A 19,526-nucleotide genomic window follows, 5' to 3' on the forward strand; every position below is an offset into this window, starting at 1 on the left:
ACGTGACGGCGTGCGGGTCGACTAGGAATCGTCGTGTCCAGCGGAGCTCGGAACGGACCGCGGCAGCGCTACCTGCCCATCGCCGAGCACGGACTGATCGGCGACCTGCACACCGTGGCGCTCGTGGGCACCGAAGGCACGATCGACTGGTACTGCTGCCCGCGCTTCGACTCACCGAGCGTCTTCGCGGCGATCCTCGACGCCGATGACGGAGGTCTGTTCCGTATCTCGCCCGACGGTGACGGCTGGAGCTCCAAGCAGCTCTACCTGCCCGACACCAACATCCTCATCACGCGCTTCCTGACGCCCGGCGGAGTGGGTGAAGTCCAGGACTTCATGCCTCCGCGGCGCGCCGGTGAGGCGGCGCACCACCACCGCCTGGTCCGCCGGCTGGTCGCCGTGCGGGGAGACGTGCGCTTCGTCGTCGACGTCGCCCCTCGATTCGACTACGGGCGCGACCGCCACGAGGTCACGCTCGCCCCGCACGGCGCGATCTTCCGCTCTCCCCACCTGGGACTCAGCCTCTCGACTCGCTCCCTGCTCGAGATCGTCCACGGTGTCGACGTCCGCGCCCGCATCCAGCTGCGAGCCGGAGAGACGGCCACCTTCGTCCTCGACCTCGCGCAGCCCGGCGAGATGCCCGTGCCCTGCGTGGACGCCGACATCGCAGGCGAGTTCGACGCCACCGTGGCGTTCTGGCGGGACTGGCTGAGCTGCTCGAACTACACCGGACGCTGGCGCGAGATGGTGCACCGGTCGGCACTCACGCTCAAGCTGCTCACGTACGCGCCGACCGGGGCGATCGTGGCCGCCCCCACCACCAGCCTGCCGGAGGAGATCGGGGGCGCGCGCAACTGGGACTACCGCTACACGTGGATACGCGACGCGGCCTTCTCGCTCTATGCGCTGCTCAGGCTCGGGTTCACCGAGGAGGCGGCCGCCTTCATGGCGTGGCTGGAGGGACGCCTCCGCCCGGCGGTCGACCGCGAGTCGGGGCCGCTGCAGATCATGTACGGCATCGACGGGCGCGAAGACCTGCCCGAGCAGGAGCTCCCGAACCTGGAGGGCTACCGGGGCTCGGCGCCGGTGCGGATCGGCAACGGCGCGGCGACGCAGCTGCAGCTCGACATCTACGGGGAGCTCATGGACTCCGTCTACCTCTGCAACAAGTACGGGCGGCCCCTCTACCACGACGGGTGGATGGAGCTCACCCGTGACCTCGAGTGGTTGATGGACCACTGGGACCAGCCCGACGAGGGGATCTGGGAGACGCGCGGCGGCCGGCAGGACTACACCTACTCCCGGCTGATGAGCTGGGTCGCGGTCGAGCGCGCCATCCGGATCGCGCGGCAGCGCGGCCTGCCCGCCGATCTCCACCGCTGGATGGCGGTCCGCGACCGCATCTACAACCAGATCATGGAGCGCGGCTGGCACCCCGGGCGTCGGGCATTCGTGCAGCGCTACGACACCGACGTACTGGACGCCTCCCTGCTCCTCATGCCCCTGTGCAAGTTCATCGCTCCCACCGATCCGCGCTGGATCTCCACGCTCGATGCCATCTCCAGCGACCTGGTCGCCGACAGCCTCGTCTACCGCTACGATCTCGATGCGTCACCCGACGGCCTCACCGGCAAGGAGGCGACCTTCTCGATGTGCTCCTTCTGGTGGGTCGAGGCACTCGCTCGGGCGGGTCGCGTCGACGAGGCCCGGCTGGCCTTCGAGAAGATGCTCACCTACGCCAACCACGTCGGGCTGTACTCCGAGGAGATCGGCCCGACCGGTGAGCTGCTCGGCAACTTCCCCCAGGCCTTCACCCACCTGGCCCTGATCAGCGCCGCCTGCAACCTGGACCACCAGCTCGGGTGAGTCGCGGCCACCCCGAGCTCGCGACGCCTCGAGCGTCGCGTCCGCAGGACCTTCGCCGTGGCGCATGAAGTCGTGAGTCCCTAGTCGACGCCGGGACCAAGGTGCCAGCCTGCAGTCACGGACGAACCGGAGCGGGCGTAGGCGGCCCTCCCCTGGGCGTCGACGTCCGGGCCGCTGCCTCGTCCGCCGAGAGATCGAACTTGGGGTGGACATGGCTCTCCTGGCCGAGCACCTCGTCGGGCGTGGCGAGGAGCTGGGTGTGCTGGAAGGGGTCCTCGACGACCTCGTGCGAGGCATCCCTGGCGCCATCGAGCTCGTCGGTGAGCCGGGAATCGGCAAGACGCGGCTGATCTGCGAGCTCGCCGCCCGAGCGGAGCTGCGCGGATGCCTGGTCCTCTCCGGGTCCGCGTCGGAGCTCGAGCAGAACCTCCCCTTCTCCGTCTTCGTCGACGCGTTGGACGACTACGTCGATCGGCTGGACCCACAACGACTGGCGACCCTCGACGGCGACGTCCAGGCGGAGCTGGCACACGTGTTCCCGTCGCTGTCGGCGCTCGCGGGCACTCACAGGGTGGCCGCCCAGCACGAGCGGTACCGCAGCCACCGCGCCGTGCGCGAGCTGCTCCATCGGCTCGCGGCACGCAGGCCCCTCGTCCTCGTGCTCGACGACTTCCACTGGGCGGATTCAGCATCGGTGGAGCTCTTGATCGCCCTCCTGCGCCGGCCGCCAGCGGCAGCGGTCCTGATGACCTTGGCCACGCGCCCGCGCCAGATGCCGCACGCATTGGCGGGCGCCCTGGAGCATGCCGACCGCCAGGGGGTGCTCACCCGCATCATGCTCGGCGCGCTGAGCCTCGCCCAGGCGCGCGAGCTCCTGGGAGGTGCGCTCGACTCCACCGAAGCTGCCGCCCTCTACGAGGAGAGCGGCGGCAACCCGTTCTACCTGCAGGAGCTCGCCCGGGCTGTCACACGCACGGCCAGGGCGGCGTCCCACGCAGCCGGCCTGTCCATGGCCATCGGGATCCCGTCGGCGGTCGCCGCCGCGCTGACCGAGGAGCTGGCGATGTTGCCGCACGATGCACGTCTCGTTCTCGAAGGTGCCGCTGTCGCCGGCGACCCGTTCGAGCCCGAGCTCGCGGCGGCCGCCTCGGCGACGTCCGAGACGTCGACCCTGGACGCGATCGACGAGTTCCTGCGGCTCGACCTCGTTCGCACCACCGACGTGCCGCGGCGATTTCGCTTCCGGCACCCGCTCGTGCGACGGGCCGTCTACGAGGCGTCCCCCGCTGCATGGCGACTCGGCGCGCACGCACGGTGCGCCGAAGCCTGCACGGCGCGTGGAGCCACGGCCGGAGTCCGCGCGCACCACATCGAGCGGTCCGCGCGCGAAGGTGACCTCGGCGCAGTCGCGGTCCTGCGCGAGGCCGGCGAGGCGGCCGCCCGACTGGCGCCCGCAAGCGCCGAACGGTGGTTCGCGGCCGCCCTGCGGATCCTGCCGCAGACGGCCCCGGCAGAGGAGCGGGTCGGGCTGCTCCTGGCGCGCGCCGGTGCGTTGGCCGCGACGGGCCGTTTCGCCGACGCTCGCCGCGTGCTGCTCGAGGGCCGGACGACGATCCCGGACGAGTCGGTCGCGCCGCGCGACGCGCTGACGCTGGCGTGTGCCAGAGCCGAGGACCAGCTCGGCCGTTACGAGCAGGCCCACGTGCGTCTCGTGAGCGTTCTCCGCGGCCTGCCGGAGCCCGTCTCGGAGGAGACAGTTGCCCTGCTCATCGAGCTCGCGAAGAACGAGCTCTACCGATCCAACTACCGGTCGATGGGGGAGTGGGGCGAGCGCGCGGTCGCCGCCGCGCAGGAGGTCGGCGACCGCCCGCTGAAGGCCACGGCGCAGGCGATGACAGCGCTTGCCGATGCCATGACCGGGGCGGGTGGACGAGCTCGATCCCACCGTGCCGACGCCGCGGCACTCATCGAGAGCCTCTCCGACGACGAGCTCTCGCGCCGCGTCGACGCGGCGGCGTGGCTCGCAGCCGCCGAGGCCTACCTCGATCTGTTCGAGGCGGCCGACGCCCACGCCTCCCGTGCCCTCACCCTCGCCCGTGCCACCGGGCAGGGCGAGGCCATCCCGCTCCTGAACCAGCTGCTGGGCAGGATCTGGTACGTCCGCGCCAAGCTGACCGAAGCCAGCGAGCTCCTCGACGAGGCCATCGAGGCCTCCCGGCTGTCAGTCAACCCCCAGGCGCTCGTCGGGAACCTCTTCAACCGCTCCGTCATCGCGGTTGCCACCGGGGACCTGGACCTCGCCGTCGACACCGCGCAGGAGAGTGTCGAGCTCACTCGTGAGCTCGACCGGGGATTCGTGTCGGCCTGGGCGGCGGTACGGCTCGCGAACGCCCTGCTCGAGACCGCCGAACCGGCACAGGCCGTCGAGATGCTGCTCGGCTCGGCGGGGGGCGAGGAGCTGACGCTCATCCCGGGGGGCTGGAGGGCGTACTGCCTCGAGCTGCTGACGCGTTGTTGGCTCGCCCTCGGACGGCGAGACGACGCGAAGCGTGCGTCGACCTGCGCCGAGGCCATGGTGGCCACTGCCCCGCTCCCACTCGCTGCCGCCTGGGCAGAACGGGCTGCCGCAGCCGTCGCCCTGCACGACGGCGACACGGCAGGGGCCGTCGCGCTCGCGCTGTCGTCTGCCGCTGCCGCCGGCCAGGTCGAAGCCCCGATCGAGGCGGCGCTGTCCCGCACCCTGGCCGGCCGCGCTCTCGCCCGGGCCGGCCAGCGCGACCGCGCCATCGCCGAGCTGCAGCGCGCGGCCACGGAGCTCGACGCGTGCGGCGCGCTGCACTACCGGAACGCGGCGGAACGCGAGCTGGGCAGGCTCGGCCATCGCATCCACCGGCGAACCCGACCAGGCACGTCGAGCGGAGTCGGGATTGCATCGCTGACCGAGCGGGAGCTGCAGGTGGCACGCCTGGTCGTCGACCGCAAGACGAACCCGCAGATCGCGGCGGAGCTGTTCCTCAGCCAGAAGACGGTCGAGACCCACCTGCGTCACATCTTCGCCAAGATGGGTGTTCCCTCCCGGGTGGCGCTCGCCCGCGCCGTCCAGCGGGCCGACTCGGGCCCGGACGCGCACACGCGCTGACGACCTGGCCCGGACGGCGCCTGGAGGCCGGGTCGAGATCAGGGTGCGAGGTCAGGGCGTCGCCCCGATGTGTGCCCAGCCGGTCCCGCCCAGGCTTGACGCATGTTCGCGATGGCGCTCGTGGTCAGACCAGTCGCGGTGGCGGCCGCCTCCTGACCGCCTGGTCGTCGACGTACCACCTCATCGAGGAGCTTGCCATGATCACCGTCGACTCACTGTCCAAGAAGTACGGCGGCCGCACCGTCGTCGACAACATCAGCTTCACCGCTCGAGCCGGCCGTGTGACCGGCTTCCTGGGCCCGAACGGGGCCGGCAAGTCGACCTCGATGCGGATGATGGTCGGCCTGACCCGGCCCAACTCTGGCAACGCCACCATCTCCGGTCGCAGGTTCGCCGACCTCCCGAACCCGGGACTGGAGGTCGGTGTGATGCTGGACGCCTCGGCCCAGCACGCTGGACGCACCGGTCGTGAGGTCCTCACCCTCGCGCAGCAGATGATCGGGCTACCGACGCGGCGTGTCGAGGAGGCACTCGACCTGGTGAGCCTGACCGAGACCGACGCGAACCGACGGGTCGGCGGCTACTCGCTGGGGATGCGTCAACGACTCGGCATCGCGGTCGCCCTGATCGGCAGACCATCGGTGCTGATCCTCGACGAACCGGCCAACGGGCTCGATCCGGCCGGCATCCGGTGGATGCGCGACCTGCTCCGCGACTACGCGGACGACGGAGGGACCGTCCTGTTGTCGTCACACCTGCTCCACGAGATCGAGGTCATCGCCGACGACATCGTGATGATCGGGGGCGGCCGCATCGTCTCCCAGGGTTCGCTGGCGGAGCTGCTGCGCGCTGCGGGGAGCATCGTCCGGGCGCAGGACCCGGATGCTCTCGAGCGGGCCCTCAGCGGGTCCGGCTTCGTCACCACGCGTTCCGAGGACGGTTCCCTGCGATCCGACGCCGACCCCACGACCGTCGGACTGGTCGCGCGGGAGTCCTACCTGGCCCTCATCGAGCTGCGCACCGCCGAGGGCGGTCTCGAGGACGTGTTCCTCCAGCTCACCTCCGACACCGAACGAGAAGGGAGAGCAGCATGACCACCAAGGCCCTCGACCCTGTGCGGGTGCAGGCATCCGCGCGCCAGGTGTCCCTGTCGCGGGTGACCTACGTCGAGCTGGGCAAGATGTTCGACACCCGATCCGGTTTCTGGCTGATGTCGAGCATCGTCATCGCTGCCCTGCTGTCCACGGTGGCGACGATCCTGTTCGCGCCCGACGCGGAGCTGACCTTCTACACGTTCGCCGAGGCGATCGGGTTCCCGATGACCGTCATCCTGCCGATCATCGCCCTCCTGTCGATCACGAGCGAGTGGACCCAACGCAGCGGTCTGACGACGTTCACGCTGGTGCCCCACCGGAACTGGGTCATCCTGGCCAAGGTCATCGCCTCGGTGGCCGTGGGAGTCGTGTCGATGCTCGTCGCCCTCGCCATCGGAGTCGTCGGCAACCTGGTCGGAACCGCGATCACCCGCACGGACCGGGTGTGGGACGTCTCCGTCGCCCACTTCCTGCTCATCGTGCTGGGGAGCCTCTTGTGCCTGCTGACCGGCACCACGTTCGGCATCCTGTTCCGGAGCACGCCGGTGGCGCTGGTGGCCTACTTCGTCTACTCACTCGTGCTGCCCACCCTGTTCGGGATCCTGGCGTCCAGCCAGGAGCGGTTCCTGGAGCTGCAGCCGTGGGTGGACGCCAGCAACGCGCAGGCCCCGCTCTTCGACGGGTCCATCGCGGGTGACCAGTGGGCGCACCTCGCGGCCACCGCCGTCGCCTGGCTCCTCCTGCCGGCGCTCGTCGGCCTCCGACTGATCGCGAGGTCGGAGGTGAGGTGAGCGGTGCAGCCCATCCGTACGCCGGAGGGCGCGAGCCCCGTTCCCGGCAGGGCTCACGCACCGTGAGGTCGCGAGGTGACGGTCCGCCGGTTCAGGCCACGACCATGGCGCCCATGCCGACGGCCATCGCCCAGGAGGCAATCCGTGCAGCCGGGGCGGACGCGTCGGAGGGCAGGCGCCGGCGCGAGACCGCCCAGGCGCCGACCAGGAGGAGGGTCACGGCGCCGAGGACGAGCTGGTGGTCCTCGTGGCCCGGGATCGCGGCATGCATCCCGGCGTGCAGCCCGTGCTCCCCCGGTTCCGGCGCGCCGTGCCCCGAGGCGGCGAGCAGGAGGGGGAGCGCCATGAGCATCACCAGTCCGCTGCACACGGCGACGTCGAGCGAGCAGGCCCGCCCCTCGCTGTCGCGCGTGCGGGACAGCACGACCGCCGTGGCGGCGAGCGCGACGGCGCAGCCGAGGGCGACCGGCACCGAGTGACCGGCCACGACCAGGGCCGCCATGGTCGCGACGACGACGGCATGACCGGTCCGGCTCGCACGGGAGCGGGCGCCCGAGAGCATGACCAGGGCGGCGACCAGGCAGGCGAGCCCGGCCAGCAGGTGCAGGTCGGCCGGGTGGAGGTCGATCAGTGACACGACGACCCCTCCGTGAGGCAGTGCTTCGACGCGGGCTCGGGCACGTCGAGCGCGGGGTTGCGGTCGAAGAAGCCCACCGGCTTCATCACGAACCCGGTGTGGTCGACCGGCATGATCGGCCAGTCCTCCGGCCGCGGGAAGTGGGTCAGACCGAACGTGTGCCACAGCACGATGTCGGTGCCGTCGATGTCGCGGTCCGCACGCACCCAGGTGTCGATCCCGGTGTTGCCGGGGTTCTGGTTGACGTACTGACCCGACGGGTAGCGCTCCGCGTCGGCCTGCGCGGTCACCCACAGGTGCCGGGTCGTGAACGCCGCGCGTCGTGCGATCGAGGACGCCGGGTCCGCCAGCAGCGTGGGCAGACCCTCGGGGTGAAGGGCGTAGGCGACCGGCTGGCCCAGGCGGTTGGTGCGCTCCGGGTTGCTCACCTGCCAGACCCGGCCGACCGAGCCGTCGGCGAGCCGGGCACCCTCGGACTCGCGCCGCAACCGGGTGACCGCGCGGGTGAAGCCGTTGCCGTGGGGGTTCTCCGGCCCGATCGGAACCCGGGCCGCGTCGACCTCGTCGACGCAATTGCCGACGCCGTCGAGCATCATGTCGAGCCGCGCGGAGAACAGGTGCTGGTGGTACGGCGCTCCGACCCCCGGCGCGATCTCGCTCGCCCACGGGTACGGCGACCCGTCCGGCCGCGGGCCCGGGTACGCCGACGCGAACACCACGCCGGTCGCCTTGCAGTCGAGCTCGATGGTGCCGTCGAGGTAGAGGTACCAGTAGAACCCGTAGTCGTAGTTGCCGACGGTGATGAAGAACGACACGACCAGGCGGCGCTGGCGGCGGACCGAGCTGGTCCCGTTGTAGGCGTCGGTGTGCTTCCACAGCACGCCGTCGTCCTCCTCGTGCATGCAGATCGCGTTCGGCAGGTGGCGGGGGTTGCCGTCGTCGTCCGCGATGACCGCGTCGACGTAGTGGATCTCGCCGAGGCAGTCGCAGCCGAGGCGCAGCGCGTTGGCCTCCTTGCCGAGGGAGTACTCGCCGGCGTCGAAGTAGTTCTGCCAGAAGCGCACCGGCGACGGGTCGCCGTACGGGACGACCATCTCGGCGATCGACGCGCGGTAGACGATCGGCCGCACGCGGCCGCCGTCCTCGAAGCCCACCTGGTGCAGGGTCAGCCCCTCGACCTGGTCGAACCCGATCCGGAACTCCCACTTCTCCCAGCGGACGACGTCCCCCTCCACCGTGAAGCTGGCGCCCTCCGGCTGGGTGATCTCGATCGGGCGCTGGCTGGTGCGGGGTGGCACGGACGCCGGCTGGAAGTCGGCCCGCTCGGTCGGCAGCGGGAAGATGCCGTCGTCGACGAGCTCGACCACCTCGGCGGTGACCAGGTCGACGTACGCGACCAGGCCGTCGATCGGGTGCGCCCAGATGTTGTCGCTGTCGTCCAGCTGGAGGAAGGACAGGCAGCGCACCAGCCGCCGGCCCTCCTCGCCGGGGAGGTCGAAGCACCCGGCGCTGAGCGCGGAGACCCGGATCCGCTCGGGCTCGGTCAGGCCGCGCTCGGCCATCGCCGCGCACCAGCCCTGGTCGGCCCAGAGCACCTGCTCGACCAGGTCGAACTCCTCGCCCATGATCGGCGGCTGGCCCTCGGCCACCACGTCGACCGTGCGCCGCCCGACCACGTCCTCGCGGTCCAGGGAGACGACGACCTCCTCCACCGCTCCGGTGTCCCGGTCCAGCAGGGTGGTGCGGACCCGCCGGTCGAGCGGGTCGCCTGGCTGCCACGCGAGCACGTCGCGCTTGGCCGGCTCCTCCAGCATCACGAGGGGGAAGCGGGTGGTGCTGCCGACCAGCCCGGCCTTGTCCAGGATCGTGCGGTTCCGCGCGATCTCGTCGCCGGTCAGGCGGTCCAGGGGGTGGCTGGTCACGGCGTGACTCCTTCGACCAGGGACTGCGGGGCGGGAGCGGGCGCGGGCGCGGTCGCCTCCACGTCACGGCGGACCCGGGCGCCGCGCACGTAGCCGACGACGCCGAGCACGAGCAGCACGGCGAGGGTGCCGAGCGTGAAGACCTCGAACCGGGCCTGGCTGACGCCCCAGTAATCCTCGAACGGGTAGTCGATCCCGAACGCCGCCTCGAGCGTGCCCGGGAAGACCGCGACCCAGGAGCCGAGCAGGACCCAGGCGAAGCAGATCGAGCCCAGGATCGCGAACCCGCGGTCGGACACCGGCACCCGGAACGGGCGCTCGACGTCGGGGTACTTGCTGCGCAGCCGGACGGCGGCTGGCAGCACCAGCAGGTAGCTGAGCAGGAACGTCGAGATCGAGATCGTCAGCACCACGCCGAAGACCGCGGCGCTGGAGCCGGTCAGCTGCATGGCGGCCAGCAGGAACGCGGTCGCCACCACTCCGGAGAGGAGGTTGACCCGCACCGGGGTGCCCAGGCTGCGGTGGAACCGGCCGAAGAAGCCCCCGAAGAAGGAGCCGTCCGCGGCGGCCATGGCCTGCATCCGGTCGGAGATGATCATCCACGCGGAGCCCTGGCTCATCAGGATGAACACGAACGCGGCGGCGGTGACCTTGAGCATCCCGTCGGCGGCCGGGCCGTAGACGGAGAACACGGTGCCGACGGCGTCGAGCAGGCCGCCGATGCCGGTGATCTCGCCCTTGGGCACGACGATCAGGATCGCCAGCATCGGCACGAGGTAGCAGAGGGCGGCGGCCGCGCACGAGCGGGCGATCGAGACCGGCACGTCGCGGGCGGGGTTCTCCATCTCGCCGGCCGCGCTGTTGGACGACTCGAAGCCGAGGTAGGCGAACAGCAGGATCGGCACCGACCCGAACAGGCCGATCAGGGTCGGGCTGAAGTCGCCGGCGCCGAGGCCGGACACGCCGTGCTGGAACGCGTAGATCGCGGTGGTGAGCACGAAGAACGCGAGCAGGGCGACCTTGAGGATCGCGCCGAGCGTGGGCAGCCACTTGCCGCGCTGCAGGCTGATGATCGCGGCGGTCACGGTGATCCAGATGAACACGATCTTGAACGCGTAGTCCCAGAACGAGCCGGCGCGCATGGGCACCAGGTAGGTGCTCCACGTCTCGGCCGCCAGGAACGCCATCGAGCCGCCGACCCACACGGGCTGGGTGACCCAGGTCAGGATCGACGCGATCGCGGCGGCCGGGCGGCCGAAGGCGTCCCGCACCCAGGTGTAGGCGCCGCCCTCCTCGCTGAACGCGGCGCCGACCTCGGCGAAGATCAGGCCGTAGGGGAGCAGGAACGAGACCGCCAGGACCAGGGCCCAGGTGAACGCCTCGGCGCCGTACGTCGACACCTGGCCGAGCGTCTCGAGGCCGACCACCGCGGCGATCAGGAGGAAGACGATGTCGAAGCGGCGCAGGGTCTTCTTGAGGTGGGCTTCCTGCTCGACCGCGAGGGCCGTGGAGGCGGGCAGCGGGGGAGGGGTGGCACTGGTCGTCATCGGGGTGGCTCCCATCGAGTTCTTTGCGACGTACCTCAAAGAATCCTGTGGTGCACGACACAAGGGAAGCCCTGTGAGCATGGCATTTCTTGATGGCGTGCATCAATAATGTCGCTCATGGCCCGACCCAAGGAGCAGGCCGCCCGGCGGCAGGAGCTGGTGGCGGCAGCCGGTCGCGCGATCGTCGAGCGCGGCGTGCGCGGGCTGCGGGTGAAGGACGTCGCGGCCCAGGCCGGGATCTCCGCCGGGCTGGTGAGCTACTACTACCCGGACCTCGGCGACCTGCTCGTCGACGTGCACGAGCACTCGGTGGACCGGTTCTACTGGTCGCGCATGCGCCAGGTCGAAGGGGTCCCCGACAGCCCCGGCCGGCTGCGTGCGCTGGCCGGCGGCGGGCTGCCGTCGGGGCCGGACGACGAGCTCTGCCTCATGCTCTACGAGCTCCACCTGCACGCCGCCCGCGACCGCACCCATGCCGCGCTGATGACGTCGCTGTTCGACCGCGAGGTGTCGCTCTACGTGATGGTGCTCCAGCAGGGCGAGGCGGCCGGGGAGCTGGTGCTCGCCGCGCCCGCGCTCGACGTGGCCACCAACGCCGTGGCGCTCGAGGACGCCTACGGCCTGCACATCGTGGCCCGCAACACGCGTGTCGACCCGCGCCGGGCGCGGGTGCTGCTGCTGTCCTACCTGGCGCAGGCGACGGGCGCCGACCTCGGTTCCGGCGACGAGCTCGCGTCGAGCGCACGCACCACCCCCCGGGATGCGCAAGGATGACCGGCATGTCCGACGCGGGCTTCACGCTCGTCCAGCTCCGCTACTTCGCGGCCGCCGCGGAGCTCGGCAGCATGACCGCCGCCGCCCGGCAGCTCAACGTGTCCCAGTCGGCCGTGTCGACGGCCGTGGCCCAGCTCGAGAAGGAGCTCGGCGTCCAGCTGCTGCTCCGTCACCACGCCCGGGGGCTGACCCTCACCGCGGCCGGCCAGGAGTTCCTCCACGAGCTCCGCAGCTACCTCGTGCACACCAGCGAGCTCGCTGAGACCGCCCGCAGCGCGGGCGAGGCGCTGGTCGGTGAGCTGACGATCGGGTGCTTCTCGACGCTGGGGCCGTTCGAGCTGCCGCGGATGCTCAGCGCCTGCGAACGCGACCACCCGGACATCCGGGTCTCGGTGATCGAGGCCGAGCACGCCGCGCTCAAGCAGGCGCTGCGCGACGGCCGGTGCGAGCTGGCCCTGATGTACGGCTACGACCTCGACGACGACATCGACCACGTCCGGGTCGGGGACGCCGCCCCCTACGTGCTGGTGGGCAAGGGGCACCGGCTCGCCCGGCGGAAGCGGGTGGCGCTTGCCGAGCTGGCCGACGACCCGATGGTGCTCCTCGAGCTGCCCCACAGCAGCGACTACCTCGAGCGGCTGGTGGCCTCGGTCGGCATCCGGCCGCTGGTGCGGCACCGGACCGCGGGCTTCGAGACCGTGCGCGCGCTGGTGGCGCGGGGTCACGGCTGGTCGGTGCTCAACCAGCGCCCGGCGAGCCCGGTGACGTACGACGGCGCCGAGGTCGTGACGCTCGAGATCACGGACCCGGTCGAACCGCTCGCCGTCGTCCTCGCGTCGATGTCCGGCGTCCGGCTCACCCGTCGTGCCCAGGCGTTCATCCGGAGCTCCGGCCGGGCGGCGCGTGAGGCCAGGGCAGGCCGCTGACCGGCGCCGCCCCGTCCGGCGCGGAACGATGCCGACCGACCATCTGCAGAACCGATGACCTGATCCGGAAACCTGCGCTTTTCCGGAAGCCCGCGCCCGTCCATCCTCGGCAGCACCGAGCACGACGGACGACGAGGAGACGACCGTGCGCACAGCAGCCGAGTGGCGGGAGCTCGCCACCACCATCCGACCGCGGACCGAGCCGTTCGTGGACGGCAAGCCGGTGCCTGCCCAGGGCGAGGAGCGCCGGGCGACCATCGACCCCGCCACCGGCGCCGTCCTGGCCGAGGTCGCAGAGGGCACCGCCGCCGACGTCGACCGGGCCGTCGCCGCGGCCCGGGCCGCCTTCGCGGACCGGCGCTGGAGCGGCGCCCCGCCCACACACCGCAAGGCGGTGCTGCTGCGGCTCGCCGAGCTGGTCGAGGAGAACGCCGACGAGCTCGCCCTGCTGGACAGCCTCGACGGCGGCAAGCTGATCGCCGACACGACGGCGATCGACGTACCGGGCTCCGCCGCGATCATCCGCTGGTATGCCGAGGCGATCGACAAGGTCTACGGCGAGGTCGCGCCGACCGGGAGCGGCGCCCTGGCGATCGTCACCCGGGAGCCGCTGGGCGTCGTCGGAGCGGTCGTGCCGTGGAACTACCCCCTGGAGATGGCGGTCTGGAAGCTCGCGCCCGCCCTGGCCGCCGGCAACAGCGTCGTGCTGAAGCCGGCCGAGGAGACGCCCCTGTCGGCGCTGCGGCTGGCCGAGCTCGCCAGCGAGGCGGGGCTGCCCGACGGCGTGCTCAACGTGGTCCCCGGCGACGGCCCGGTCGCCGGCCGGGCCCTGGGGGAGCACCCGGACGTCGACGTCCTGGCGTTCACCGGCTCCACCGCCGTCGGCAAGCTCTTCCTCGAGTACGCCGGCCGGTCCAACATGAAGCAGGTCTGGCTGGAGTGCGGCGGCAAGAGCGCCAACCTGGTCTTCGCCGACGTCGCCGACCTCGACGCCGCAGCGGCCGGCGCCGTCGCGGGCATCTTCACCAACGCGGGCCAGGTCTGCTCGGCCAACTCCCGACTGCTGGTGCAGCGCGAGGTCAAGGACGCGCTGCTCGAGCGGATCGTCGCGCTGGCGGGTGAGATCCGTCAGGGCGACCCGCTCGACGCCGACGTGCGCATGGGCCCGCTGGTCGGGCTGCGCCACGCCGACCGGGTGATGGAGCTGGTCGAGGCGGGCCGGTCGGAGGCCACGCTCGCCACGGGCGGGCGGCGCGTCGACGGAGCGCCGACGCGCGCGTTCGTGGAGCCGACCGTCTTCGACGACGTCACGCCACAGGCCCGGATCTGGCGCGAGGAGGTCTTCGGCCCGGTGCTCGCGGTGACCGCCTTCGACGACGAGGACGAGGCGGTCGGCCTCGCCAACGACAGCGTCTACGGGCTCGCCGCGTCGGTGTGGACCGACCGGCTCACCCGGGCGCACCGGGTGGCCTCCCGGCTGCGGGCGGGGACGGTCTCGGTCAACGCCGTGGACGCGCTGGACGTGACCGTGCCGTTCGGGGGCTTCGGGCAGAGCGGCTTCGGCCGCGACCTGTCGCTGCACGCGCTGGACAAGTTCACCGGCCACAGGACGACGTGGGTGAACCTCGGTGGCTGACGTCGTGGGCATCGGCAATTCAGATGCAGAAGAACAACAACATCTGTTGGACAAGGGTTTCGTCGACCGTGACGATTCAGGTGCACGGCGCAGTCAGGACCGGACTGCCGCGGAGGAGGAGATTGGGATGTCGAGCCACGAGATCGACGTACTCGTCGTCGGTGGAGGCCAGGCCGGCCTGGCGATGAGCGAGCACCTGGGCGACCGCGGCGTGCCGCACCTCGTCCTGGAGCGGCACCGGATCGCCGAGCGCTGGCGCTCGGAGCGGTGGGACTCCCTGGTCGCGAACGGACCGGCCTGGCACGACCGCTTCCCGGGCCTGGAGCTCTTCGACGTCGACCCGGACGGCTTCGCCTCCAAGGAGCAGGTCGCCGACTACTTCGTCGCGTACGCCGAGAAGATCGGCGCGCCGATCCGGTGCGGTGTCGAGGTGACCTCGGTGCGGAGGAACGTCGGAAGGCCCGGCTTCCGCGTGGAGACGACGGACGGGACCGTCGAGGCCGGTGCCGTGGTCGCGGCGACCGGACCGTTCCAGCGGCCCGTGATCCCGCCGATCGTCCCGGGCGGCGCGGTGCCGGTGCAGATCCACTCCAGCGGCTACCGCAACCCGCAGCAGCTGCCCGACGGCGCTGTCCTCGTGGTCGGGGCCGGGTCCTCGGGCGTCCAGATCGCCGACGAGCTCCGGCGGTCGGGCCGACAGGTGTACCTCTCCGTCGGCCCGCACGACCGGCCGCCGCGCAGCTATCGGGACCGCGACTTCTGCTGGTGGCTGGGGGTCCTGGGCCTGTGGGACGCGGAGACCCCGCCGCAGGGTGCCGAGCACGTCACGATCGCGGTCAGCGGCGCGCGCGGCGGCCACACGGTCGACTTCCGGGCGCTGGCCGCCCACGGTGTGCGGCTGGTGGGCCGCACCGCCTCCTTCGACGGCGGCACGCTGCGGTTCGCGCCGGACCTCGCTGCGAACATCGCGCGCGGCGACGCGAGCTACCTGGCGCTGCTCGACGCGGCCGACGCGTACGTCGAGCGCAACGGCCTCGACCTCCCGGAGGAGCCGGAGGCCCGGATCCTCGGGCCCGATCCCGACTGCGTCACCGACCCGGTCCTCGAGCTCGACCTCGCTCGGGCCGACGTCACCTCGATCGTCTGGGCCACCGGTTTCGCCACCGACTACGGCTGGCTCCAGGTCGACGCGTTCGACGAGGAGGGCAAGCCGCAGCACCGGCGGGGAGTGTCGTCGGAGCCGGGCATCTACTTCCTCGGCCTGCCGTGGCTCTCGCGACGCGGGTCCAGCTTCATCTGGGGCGTCTGGCACGACGCCCGGCACCTCGCCGACCACATCACCACGCAGCGCGGCTACCTGGCCTACGAGGCCGGCCACGCCCCGAGCCACCCGACCACCGACCCGACCGACCCGACCGACCCGACCGACTACCGGCTGGAGGCAGCCCAGTGAACGCACCCATCGTGGCCGGGGGACACCTCCGGATCCGCCCGTTCAACACCCGCGACACCTACCCGGAGCAGAACCTCGACAACGACCTGTGCCAGGCCGTGGTCGCCGGGAGCACGGTCTACGTCCGCGGCCAGATCGGCCAGGACCTCGACACCAGCGAGTCCGTGGGGATCGGGGACGTCGAGCAGCAGACCGAGCGGGCGATGGCCAACATCGACCTGCTGCTCAAGGAGGCCGGCAGCCGGATGGAGCACCTGGTCAAGCTGACGATCTACCTCGTCGACCCGCGCTACCGGGAGACCGTCTACCGGACGATCGGCCGCTGGACCCGGAGCGTCCACCCGATCTCGACCGGCCTGGTCGTGTCGGCGCTGGCCCGTCCCGAGTGGCTGGTCGAGGTCGACGCCATCGCGGTGATCCCGGAGGGGGAGCAGGCATGACCTTCTCCGTGCTGGCCACCGACGGGCGCGGTGCCGTCGGGGTGGCGGTCTCGTCGTCGAGCCCGGCCGTGGCCGCCCGGTGCGTCCACCTCCGCCCGGGGGTGGGCGGCGCCGCATCGCAGAACGTCACCGACCCGCGCCTGGGCACCGCCCTGCTCGACGGGCTGGAGCGGGGCGCGGACCCGCAGGCCGCGCTCGACGGGGTCGTCGAGGGTCGCGACCTGGTCGAGCACCGACAGCTGACCGTGCTGGACCTCCACGGCAAGGCCGCGGCGTACTCCGGCGCACGGTCGCTCGGCGTGCACCACCACCGGGTCGGGACCGACGTCGTCGTGGCCGGCAACATGCTCGCCGGCACCCACGTCGTCGACGCGGTCGTGGAGGCGTTCGAGGCGTCGTCCGGGGAGCTCGAGGAGCGCCTGGTCACGGCCATGGCGGCCGGCCTCGCCGCCGGCGGGGAGGCCGGCCCGCTGCACTCCGCGGGCCTCGCCGTGGTGCGCAGCGTGCCCTGGCGCGAGACCGACCTGCGCGTGGACTGGCACGACGAGCCGATCGCCGAGCTCCGGCGGCTCCTCGACGTCTGGCTGCCGCAGCGTGACGACTACGTGACCCGGGCGATCGACCCGGCCGCGGCCCCGTCGTACGGCGTCCCGGGGGACGAGCGATGACCCTGAAGGAGCACGCCGCGAGCCGCGTGGCCGCCGACCGGGACACCCTGGTCGGGCTGTCCGAGCGGCTGCACGCCCACCCCGAGACCGCCTGGGAGGAGCACGACTCCGCCCGGTGGGTCGCGGACGTGCTGGCCGACGCCGGGTTCGTGGTGGAGCCGGGCTACCTCGGCCTCGAGACCGCGTTCCGGGCCACGATCGGGTCGGGGCCGTTCCGGCTCGGCCTGTGCGCCGAGTACGACGCCCTGCCGGGCCTCGGCCACGCGTGCGGGCACAACCTGATCGCGGCGATCACTGCCGGGGCTGCCCGGGCGCTGGCGCCGCTGGCCGACGAGGCTGGCCTGACCGTCGAGGTCTACGGGACGCCGGCCGAGGAGGGCGGTGGCGGCAAGATCGAGCTGCTCGACCGCGGCGCCTTCCACGGTCTCGACCTGGCGATGATGGCGCACCCGGCACCGGTCGACGTCGCCGAGGCGCGGCCGTTCGCGGTCTCGCACTCGCACGTCGGCTACCGCGGCAAGGCCGCCCACGCGGCGGCGTACCCCGAGCACGGCGTCAACGCCGCCGACGCGTTCACCGTCGCCCAGGTCGCGATCGGCCTGCTGCGCCAGCAGCTCCCGTCGTCGGTGCGCGTGCACGGCTTGCTGACGAACGGCGGGGAGGCGCCGAACGCGATCCCCGAGCGCACCGAGGGCCGGTGGTACGTCCGTGCCGAGACGCTCGCCGAGCTCGCCGAGGTCGAGCCGCGGGTACGCCGCTGCTTCGAGGCCGGCGCCCTGGCCACCGGTTGCGAGCTCGAGATCGTGCCCGAGAGCAAGCCGTACGCCGAGTTCCGGGCCGACGAGGCCGCCCTCGCGGCGTACCGGCAGAACGCGGAGGAGCTCGGTCGCACCTTCGCGACCGGGTCGGACGCCGCCCGGATGAACCGCGCCTCCACCGACATGGGCAACGTGTCCCAGGTGGTGCCGGCGATCCACCCGTACGTCGGGATCGGCTCGCTGCCCGCCCTCAACCACCAGGCCGAGTTCGCCGCCCACTGCGTGGGCCCGGACGCCGAGCGGGCGCTGACCGTCGCGGCCACCGCTCTCGCCTGGACCGCGCTCGACGTCGCGAGCGGAGCCGTCCGATGACCGGGCGGGTCGACCACGACTTCCTCGGTGGCGTGGAGATCCCGGCCGATGCCTACTGGGGCGTCCACACCGCGCGAGCCCTCGAGAACTTCCCGGTCAGCGGCACCCCGATCTCGGTGCACCGCGACCTCGTCGCGGCCCTCGGTGCCGTCAAGCAGGCCGCGGCGCGGGCCAACCGCGAGCTGGGGCTGATCGACGAGCCGGTCGCCGCGGCGATCGACCGGGCCGCGCAGGACGTCCGGGACGGGCTGCTCGACGACCAGTTCGTGGTCGACGTCGTCCAGGGAGGGGCGGGCACCTCGACCAACATGAACGCCAACGAGGTGGTCGCCAACCGGGCCCTCGAGCTGCTCGGCCTGCCCGCCGGCGACCACGCCCGGGTGCACCCGCTCGACCACGTCAACCGCAGCCAGAGCACCAACGACGTGTACCCGACCGCGGTCAAGATCGCCCTGATGCAGTCCCTCGACGGCCTCGCGGCCTCGGTGGCCCGGCTCGCCGACGCCTTCGCCACCAGGGCCGCGGAGTTCCGGGGCGTGCCCAAGGTCGGGCGCACCCAGCTCCAGGACGCCGTCCCGATGACGGTCGGCCAGGAGCTCGGCGCCTGGGCGACGACCGTGCGCGAGGAGCTGCCCCGGATCGCCGAGGCCCGCTCGCTGCTCCGGGAGATCAACCTCGGTGCCACCGCGATCGGCACCGGCATCACCGCCGACCCCCGGTACGCCGCGGTCGTGTGCCGCCACCTCCGCGAGGTCACCGGCCTGCCGCTTGAGACCGCCGCCAACCTGGTCGAGGCGACCTCCGACACCGGCGTCTTCGTGCACGTCTCGGGGGTCCTCAAGCGCACCGCGGTGAAGGTCTCCAAGATCTGCAACGACCTGCGCCTGCTGGCCTCCGGCCCGCAGGCCGGCTTCCGCGAGCTGCTGCTGCCGGCCCGGCAGGCCGGGTCGAGCATCATGCCGGGCAAGGTGAACCCGGTCATCCCCGAGATGGTCAACCAGGTCGCGTTCTGGGTGGTCGGCAACGACGTCACCGTGACCATGGCCGCCGAGGCCGGACAGCTCCAGCTCAACGCGTTCGAGCCGATCATGTGCCACGGGTTGCTGCAGGGGACCGGCTGGATGACCCGCGCCTTCGACACCCTCCGTCTGCTCTGCGTGGACGGCATCGACGTGGACGTGGACCACCTCACCGCGACCGCCTCTCGCAGCGTCGGGGTGGTGACCGCCCTGACGCCGTACCTCGGCTACGGCACCGCCGCCGAGATCGCGAAGGCCGCACTGGCCGGCCGCGGCGAGGTCCGCGACCTGGTGCTGGCGACCGGCGTGCTCGACGCGGCCGAGCTCGACGAGCTGCTCCGGCCCGAGGCCCTCGCCGGCGGTCCCACGGCCTGAGCCGACCCGGCACATCTTGTGCCGGCTCGGCACCGGTTCGGGGTGGTGACCCGGCACAGGATGTGCCGGCTCGGCGTGGTTTCGGGGTGGTGACCCGGCACAAGATGTG

At 72.1% G+C, this 19,526-nt stretch carries 15 protein-coding genes; 12 read left to right on the top strand and 3 right to left on the bottom strand.

Annotated features, from left to right (window positions below; genetic code table 11):
• Positions 1-33 precede the first annotated feature (33 nt).
• From EKO23_RS04850 to EKO23_RS04865, 4 genes are all read left to right on the top strand, one after another.
• Positions 34-1,866, top strand: coding sequence for a glycoside hydrolase family 15 protein (locus EKO23_RS04850; protein ID WP_246050911.1), 1,833 nt, complete (start codon positions 34-36; stop codon positions 1,864-1,866).
• Positions 1,867-2,077: 211 nt separating this feature from the next.
• Positions 2,078-5,005 (top strand): helix-turn-helix transcriptional regulator, encoded by a 2,928-nt coding sequence (locus EKO23_RS04855; RefSeq protein WP_134714658.1) that lies wholly within the window; start codon positions 2,078-2,080, stop codon positions 5,003-5,005.
• 197 nt (positions 5,006-5,202) lie between these two features.
• A complete protein-coding gene (locus EKO23_RS04860; protein WP_134714660.1) occupies positions 5,203-6,099 on the top strand; it encodes an ABC transporter ATP-binding protein in 897 nt (298 codons plus the stop codon).
• On the top strand, positions 6,096-6,890 hold the full coding sequence (locus EKO23_RS04865) for an ABC transporter permease (RefSeq protein WP_134714662.1): 795 nt from the start codon (positions 6,096-6,098) through the stop codon (positions 6,888-6,890). Before EKO23_RS04860 ends, EKO23_RS04865 begins: the two co-directional genes overlap by 4 nt.
• A 91-nt stretch (positions 6,891-6,981) precedes the next feature.
• On the opposite strand, the gene EKO23_RS04870 is transcribed toward EKO23_RS04865, so the two are convergent.
• From EKO23_RS04870 to EKO23_RS04880, 3 genes are read right to left on the bottom strand one after another with little or no spacing between them, the layout of a single operon-like run.
• Positions 6,982-7,527 carry a DUF5134 domain-containing protein gene (locus EKO23_RS04870; RefSeq protein ID WP_134714664.1) on the bottom strand — a complete coding sequence of 182 codons (546 nt, stop codon included), beginning with the start codon at positions 7,525-7,527 and terminating at the stop codon, positions 6,982-6,984.
• On the bottom strand, positions 7,518-9,449 hold the full coding sequence (locus EKO23_RS04875; RefSeq protein WP_134714666.1) for a primary-amine oxidase: 1,932 nt from the start codon (positions 9,447-9,449) through the stop codon (positions 7,518-7,520). The genes EKO23_RS04870 and EKO23_RS04875 overlap by 10 nt, the downstream gene beginning before the upstream one ends.
• On the bottom strand, positions 9,446-10,996 hold the full coding sequence (locus tag EKO23_RS04880; protein WP_134714668.1) for an APC family permease: 1,551 nt from the start codon (positions 10,994-10,996) through the stop codon (positions 9,446-9,448). Before EKO23_RS04880 ends, EKO23_RS04875 begins: the two co-directional genes overlap by 4 nt.
• 117 nt (positions 10,997-11,113) lie before the next feature.
• On the opposite strand from EKO23_RS04880, the gene EKO23_RS04885 reads away from it, so the two are divergent.
• The 8 genes from EKO23_RS04885 (at position 11,114) to EKO23_RS04920 (ending at position 19,417) form a co-directional block, all read left to right on the top strand.
• On the top strand, positions 11,114-11,770 hold the full coding sequence (locus EKO23_RS04885; protein ID WP_217702471.1) for a TetR/AcrR family transcriptional regulator: 657 nt from the start codon (positions 11,114-11,116) through the stop codon (positions 11,768-11,770).
• 5 nt (positions 11,771-11,775) lie between these two features.
• Positions 11,776-12,696, top strand: coding sequence for a LysR family transcriptional regulator (locus EKO23_RS04890; protein ID WP_134714672.1), 921 nt, complete (start codon positions 11,776-11,778; stop codon positions 12,694-12,696).
• Between the two features lie 145 nt (positions 12,697-12,841).
• The gene (locus tag EKO23_RS04895) at positions 12,842-14,332 is read left to right on the top strand and encodes an aldehyde dehydrogenase family protein (protein WP_134714674.1); all 1,491 of its coding nucleotides are present in this window, start codon (positions 12,842-12,844) and stop codon (positions 14,330-14,332) included.
• Positions 14,333-14,459: 127 nt separating this feature from the next.
• Entirely contained in the window at positions 14,460-15,785 is a 1,326-nt protein-coding gene (locus tag EKO23_RS04900) for a flavin-containing monooxygenase (protein ID WP_134714676.1), read from the top strand.
• On the top strand, positions 15,782-16,225 hold the full coding sequence (locus EKO23_RS04905; RefSeq protein WP_217702472.1) for a RidA family protein: 444 nt from the start codon (positions 15,782-15,784) through the stop codon (positions 16,223-16,225). The genes EKO23_RS04900 and EKO23_RS04905 overlap by 4 nt, the downstream gene beginning before the upstream one ends.
• Positions 16,222-16,893, top strand: coding sequence for a DUF1028 domain-containing protein (locus tag EKO23_RS04910; RefSeq protein ID WP_134714678.1), 672 nt, complete (start codon positions 16,222-16,224; stop codon positions 16,891-16,893). The genes EKO23_RS04905 and EKO23_RS04910 overlap by 4 nt, the downstream gene beginning before the upstream one ends.
• Entirely contained in the window at positions 16,890-18,023 is a 1,134-nt protein-coding gene (locus EKO23_RS04915) for a M20 family metallopeptidase (RefSeq protein ID WP_134714680.1), read from the top strand. The genes EKO23_RS04910 and EKO23_RS04915 overlap by 4 nt, the downstream gene beginning before the upstream one ends.
• Complete coding sequence (locus EKO23_RS04920) at positions 18,020-19,417, top strand: aspartate ammonia-lyase (protein ID WP_134714682.1); 1,398 nt, start codon at positions 18,020-18,022, stop codon at positions 19,415-19,417. Before EKO23_RS04915 ends, EKO23_RS04920 begins: the two co-directional genes overlap by 4 nt.
• Positions 19,418-19,526 lie beyond the last annotated feature (109 nt).

This window comes from Nocardioides guangzhouensis (assembly GCF_004519545.1).
Lineage (GTDB): Bacteria > Actinomycetota > Actinomycetes > Propionibacteriales > Nocardioidaceae > Nocardioides > Nocardioides guangzhouensis.